This is a genomic window from Bradyrhizobium sp. SHOUNA76 (assembly GCF_023006445.1).
GTDB lineage: Bacteria > Pseudomonadota > Alphaproteobacteria > Rhizobiales > Xanthobacteraceae > Bradyrhizobium.
On record NZ_JALBHA010000450.1, the window covers coordinates 1 to 5,400 of the forward strand.

Annotated in this window: 6 protein-coding genes and 1 pseudogene; 3 read left to right on the forward strand and 4 right to left on the reverse strand. The window is 66.5% G+C overall.

Annotated features, from left to right (window positions below):
* Window positions 1-264, reverse strand: a 264-nt coding sequence (locus tag MOV74_RS30420; RefSeq protein ID WP_404979194.1) for a rhodanese-like domain-containing protein, incomplete at its 3' end; no start/stop codon positions are given.
* 197 nt (window positions 265-461) lie between these two features.
* Between MOV74_RS30420 and dmeF the strand changes: the two genes are divergently transcribed.
* Entirely contained in the window at window positions 462-1,427 is a 966-nt protein-coding gene (dmeF, locus tag MOV74_RS30425; protein WP_246930476.1) for a CDF family Co(II)/Ni(II) efflux transporter DmeF, read from the forward strand.
* A 70-nt stretch (window positions 1,428-1,497) separates the two neighbouring features.
* On the forward strand, window positions 1,498-2,328 hold the full coding sequence (locus MOV74_RS30430) for an N-acyl homoserine lactonase family protein (RefSeq protein ID WP_246930478.1): 831 nt from the start codon (window positions 1,498-1,500) through the stop codon (window positions 2,326-2,328).
* An 8-nt stretch (window positions 2,329-2,336) separates the two neighbouring features.
* Here the strand turns inward: MOV74_RS30430 and MOV74_RS30435 are convergent, their stop codons facing one another.
* A complete protein-coding gene (locus MOV74_RS30435) occupies window positions 2,337-2,528 on the reverse strand; it encodes a hypothetical protein (RefSeq protein WP_246930480.1) in 192 nt (63 codons plus the stop codon).
* Window positions 2,529-2,559: 31 nt separating this feature from the next.
* Window positions 2,560-3,717, reverse strand: a complete 1,158-nt coding sequence (locus tag MOV74_RS30440) for an MFS transporter (protein WP_246930484.1) — start codon at window positions 3,715-3,717, stop codon at window positions 2,560-2,562.
* A 165-nt stretch (window positions 3,718-3,882) separates the two neighbouring features.
* On the opposite strand from MOV74_RS30440, the gene MOV74_RS30445 reads away from it, so the two are divergent.
* On the forward strand, window positions 3,883-5,142 hold the full coding sequence (locus MOV74_RS30445) for an adenylate/guanylate cyclase domain-containing protein (protein ID WP_246930482.1): 1,260 nt from the start codon (window positions 3,883-3,885) through the stop codon (window positions 5,140-5,142).
* 114 nt (window positions 5,143-5,256) lie between these two features.
* Here the strand turns inward: MOV74_RS30445 and MOV74_RS30450 are convergent.
* Window positions 5,257-5,400 (reverse strand): annotated as a pseudogene (locus tag MOV74_RS30450) (MFS transporter); the annotation flags it as partial.

Sequence of the window (5,400 nt, forward strand, 5' to 3'; positions counted from 1 at the left end):
GGCTTGCACACCGAGCTGGCGCAGCCAGGCCGCTGTGCCCTGCGCGAGCTTCTCGCCGCGGAAGCATGAGACCACGGCGCGGCGGCCGGCGAATGCGCCGCCCCAGTCCGTCACCTTGTCGTGGCTGAGCTTGATGGAGCCCGGGATCAGCCGCTGGTCGGCGGCAAAATCCTCCTCGGTCCGAACGTCGATCAGGGCAGGACCGTTCGCCGTGCCGATCAGCCGTGCCAATTTGTCAGACGATATCGCTGTGAATGTAGACATGTTGCGTCCTCGCAAGAATTGAACGGGACGCGATGCTTGGGCCTGTCGCCTCGTGGGGAGATCGCTCAAATCCCCATGGGGCAGATTACAGCGAAACTAAGAAGCACTGTCAATCCGCGAGAACGATGGACCTTCGAGAATTGGCGCTGGCCGGTCTATATTGCGTGACGAGCGACCTGAATCTTCTGGAGAATTCGATGCATTCCCATTCCATCGAACAATGGACCCACGACCACGCCTTCCTGGGCGAAAAGCACGACGAGAACGAGCGGCGCACCTGGCTCGTGGTCGTGCTGACGCTGGTCATGATGGTCGGCGAGATCGTGGCCGGCTCGCTGTTCGGGTCGATGGCGCTGCTGGCCGACGGCTGGCACATGGGCACGCATGCGGCGGCGCTCGGCATTGCCGCCTTCGCCTATCGGTTCGCGCGGCGGCACCTCGGGAATGCGCATTTCACCTTCGGGACCGGCAAGTTCGGCGATCTCGCCGCCTTCGCCAGTGCGATCATCCTCGGCCTGGTCGCGGTCGAGATCGCCTATGAGAGTGTGCTGCGGCTGATCAATCCGGTGCCGATCGTCTATGGCGAGGCGATGGCGGTGGCCGCACTCGGCCTCGGCGTCAATCTCGCCAGCGCGTGGCTGCTGCGCGACAGCCACCATCATCACCATCACGGTCACGAGCACGGCCATGCGCATGACGATCACGACGATCATGACCATGATCACCACGGCCATCACCATCACGACAACAATCTGCGCGCGGCCTATGTCCATGTCATGACCGATGCCGCGACCTCGGTGCTGGCGATCGCAGCGCTCGCCGTCGCCATGTATTCGGGATGGGTCTGGGCCGATCCCGCCGTCGGCCTAATCGGCAGCGCGGTGATCGCGAGCTGGGCGTTCGGCCTCGTCAAGTCGTCAGGTGCGGTGCTGCTCGACGTGCGCGCCGACGAGAAGCTGGAGCGGGTGATCCGCTCGCGGATGGAGGTCGGCGACGACCGCGTCACCGACCTCCATCTCTGGCAGGTCGGTCCCGGCCATTGTGCCGTGCTGCTCTCGGTGGTGTCGGACCAGCCGAAGCAGCCGGCCGCTTACAAGCGGCGGCTCGCCGGGCTGAAGGGCCTCAGCCACGTCACGGTGGAGGTCGAGACCTGCCCGCATTGACGAGACCGGAATTCTGCGGCGCGGCCGGGGTTGTTCCTCGGTCGGCCTGCATGGCTGCAAGGGAGGAACAATGATGCACAGGACCAAGCTCGCTCTCCTTATCGCTGCACTGACCCTGTCCGGCCCCGCGGCGCTGGCGCAATCGGAAAAGTCCGGCGTCGAAAGGCTCTACGTCCTCAATTGCGGCGAGGGCACCGCCGGCGACATCTCGCGCTGGACGCCCGGCCTGAACGAGGGCAAGACGATGGACTTCGTCGACGGCTGCTATCTCGTCAAGCACAGCAAGGGCTGGTTCCTGTGGGATACCGGCATTGCCGATTCCGTCGCTTCCATGCCTGGCGGTCTCGTGCCGGCCGACCCCAAGGCCGTCACCTGGCGGCGGCCGAAGACGCTGGCCAGCCAGCTCGAACAGCTCGGCCTCAAGCCGGAGGACGTCAAGGCGATGGCCGTCTCACATACGCATCCCGATCACACTGGCAATGTCGAGCTGTTTCCGCAGGCCCTGCTTTACGTGCAGAAGGCCGAATATGACTGGCCCGGCGCCAACAACGCACCGCGCTTCAAGCCTTCGCACCCGGTCGAGCTGCTTAACGGCGACAAGGATGTCTTCGGCGACGGCAGCGTGACCATCCTGTCGACGCCCGGCCACACGCCGGGACACCAGTCGCTGCTGGTGAAACTGCCGAAGACCGGCGCCGTGGTGCTGTCGGGCGATGCCGTGCACTTCAAAGACAATTGGGACAACCGCCGCGTGCCCGGCATGAACGTCGACAAGGACCAGAGCGCGGCCTCGATGCAGAAGATCGCCGACACGCTCGCCAAGGAGAAAGGGCAGCTCTGGATCAACCACGACAAGGCCCAGCGCGACAGCCAGAAGATGGCGCCGGAGTTTTACGACTGAGGCGCGGATCAGCCCTTCGGCGCGGTCACGTTGGGCGGGCTCGGCACCGGCGTCCTCTTCGGCTTCAGCGTGCCGGCATAGAACGAGAGCAGCCAGATCAAGAGGAGGGCGAGGAGGTAGACGCCCCAGGCCTGCGGCGGCGTGGTCGCCCAGCGCAGGATGCCTTTGAATGTGCGGGGCGGGCCGGCGTCTTCGCTCATGGCCCGCTTGTGCGCGAAAGCTCCGGTGCCGTCAATCCGGCCGCGGCCTGGTGCGGATCAGGAACAGCGCGGCCAGCGCCGACAGGCTGAGCGCGGAGGAGACGATCAGCACCCTGGCGCCCATGAGGTCGATCAGCAGGCCGAAGGCGAGCGGCGCCACCGCCTGTGCCATCCGTGCCGGGGCACCGATGATGCCGAGGCGGTAGCCGAAATCCTTCGGGCCGAAGATCGACAGCGGCAGCGTGCCGCGCGCGATCGTCAAGATGCCGTTGCCGGAGCCGTGGAACAGCGCGAAGGCGCTTGCCGCAGCGCCGCCGAAGATCGCCACGATCACCGCGCCGATCGGGTGGGTGAGGCAGGCGAGCCGCGTCGACCACAGCGGATGGAAACGGCTGAGGAAGCCGGCCTCCAACATGCGTGCGCCGACTTGGGCCGGGCCGATCAATGCGCCGGCCGCGATCGCCTCGGCCGGCGTGGCCCCTGTCGTCTCCAGGATACGCGGAAAATGCGCGGCCATGGCGCCGGTGACGGTCCAGACCGCCGCGAAGATGAAGGCGAGCAGGAGCATGGTGCGGTCGAGCGGCAGATGCGGCTTCTCGGCCGTGGCCGCCGCCTGCCTGGCGCCCTTGATCACTGGCAGCATGAAGAAGTTGAGCGGCAGGCCGATCAGGATGTTGGCGGCCGCCCAGGCAAAGCAGGTCTCGCGCCAGCCGATATGGGCGAGGCCCCAGGCGGTGAGGGGCCAGCCGACAGTGGAGGCAAAGCCCGCCATCAGCGTGATGCCGGTGATGGGCCCGCGTGCCTCGGTGCCGTAGATGCGGCCCAGAGCGGCGAAGGCGGCGTCGTAGAGCCCCATGGCCATGCCGATGCCGAGCACGAGCCAGGCGAACACCATCACCGGGACGGAGTGCGCGAAGCCAAGCAGCGCGAGGCCGGCGGCAATCGTCAGGTTCGAGGCCGACAGCACCTGCCGGCCGCCGACGAGATCAATCTGCCGCCCGATGCGCGGGCCGAGCATCGCCGAGATCACCAGCGAGGCCGAGAACGCGCCAAAGATCCAGTTGGAGGAGACGCCGAGGTCGCGCGCCATGGGATCGGCGATCAGCGCCGGCAGATAATAGCTGGACGCCCAGGCCAGCGTCTGCGTGGTGCCGAGCGCCAGGATGATCGGAAGCTGGCGCTGGCTCATATTCCTGTATTTGTGGTCGGCGTTGTCATCGGTTCCATTTGCAGCCGGCATGATAGCGCGTCAACACCGGCTGCGGCATATTCGACCTGCTGTGGGCGGGAGCCTCGGATGCACGAGGTTCGCGCGTGGCCTTCCGCTCGTCACGAATGCACGCCATAATGGCGCATGCAATTGACCTCGCGCCTTGCGCTGATGAACTGGCTCACCGGCCAGGGGCTCACGGGCCTCCCCGAAAACGAACTGCTCCGCGGCTTCTGCGAGCGCTGCTGCGCCGAAGGGCTGGACCTGTCGCGCGGGCTCGTCGTGATCGACACGCTGCATCCGATCTATGAGGGCCGCGGCTTTCGCTGGAGCGACCGTGCCAGCAACGAGAGCGACGCGTTCGAATACGGCTCGACCGCCGACGGTGACGCCGCCAAGAGCTGGCGCCGCTCGGTGTTCTTCCACATGCTCGAGAACGGCGACGACGAGATGGTGATCGATCTCGCCGACGCGCCATCGATGGATTTCTCGCAGATCGGCGAGCTCGCCGAGAAGGGTCACAAGCATTATCTCGCCTTCGTGCATCGCTTCGGCGAGAACGGCGCGCTCGGCCTGATGGACTGTCTTTACTCCTGCTGGACCACGCGGCGCGACAGTGGATTCAGCGAAGCCGAGCTGGAAGCGCTGCGCGACCTCGTGCCGGTGCTGGGGCTCGCGATCAAGTCGGCGCAGCAGGTCGACATCGTGCGCACGCTCGGCCGCGTCTATCTCGGCCGCGATGCCTCCGAGCAGGTGCTGCGCGGGCGCATCTCGCGCGGCGTGACCGAGCGCATCAACGCCGTGCTGTGGTATTCGGACCTGCGCGGCTCGACCGGGATCAGCGAGAGCATCGGCCCTGACGAGATCATCCCGTTCCTCAACGATTATGCGCAGGCCGTGATCGACGCCATCCACGATGCCGGCGGTGACGTGCTCAAGCTGATCGGGGACGGCGTGCTCGCGATGTTCTGGGGCGAGGACATGGCCGACGCACGGCGCGCGGCGCTTCGCGCCGAGCACCTGTTCCGCAAGAACGTCGCGGCGCTGAACAAGCGGCGCGAGGCCGATGGCCGTCCCACCACGTCAGCCTATATCGGCCTGCATGTCGGCCAGGTCTTTTACGGCAATATCGGCAGCGAGGACCGGCTCGACTTCACGGTGGTCGGCCCGACCGTCAACGAGGTCAGCCGCATCGCCTCGATGAGCCGTTCGGTCGACCGCGAGTTGCTGGCCTCCGCGGAGTTCTACAAGGGCCTGGATGCCGCTGGGCGGCGCTATCTCGTCTCCACCGGCCGCTACGCCCTGCGCGGCATCGGCCGCGCGCAGGATCTCTACACGCTCGATCCCGAGGTCGATGCGAGCGAGCCGGTGACGGGAAGCTACGAGCGCTATCTGGCGAGTTAGCCGGGCGGCCCCAACACACTCCGTCATTGCGAGCGCAGCGAAGCAATCCAGTATCCCTCAGCGGAAAGATTCTGGATTGCTTCGCCGCTACGCTCCTCCCAATGACGGCTGTGCCTAACACCGTGCCGCCACCTCATCCCCCACCATGTCCGGCTGCCGGTCCAGCGCCACCGCCGGCGACAGCCAGATCACCAGCGCCTGCACGCCGAACACGGCGGCGGCGAGATAGAGGCACGCTTCCGCGCTCCAGAGGCCGCC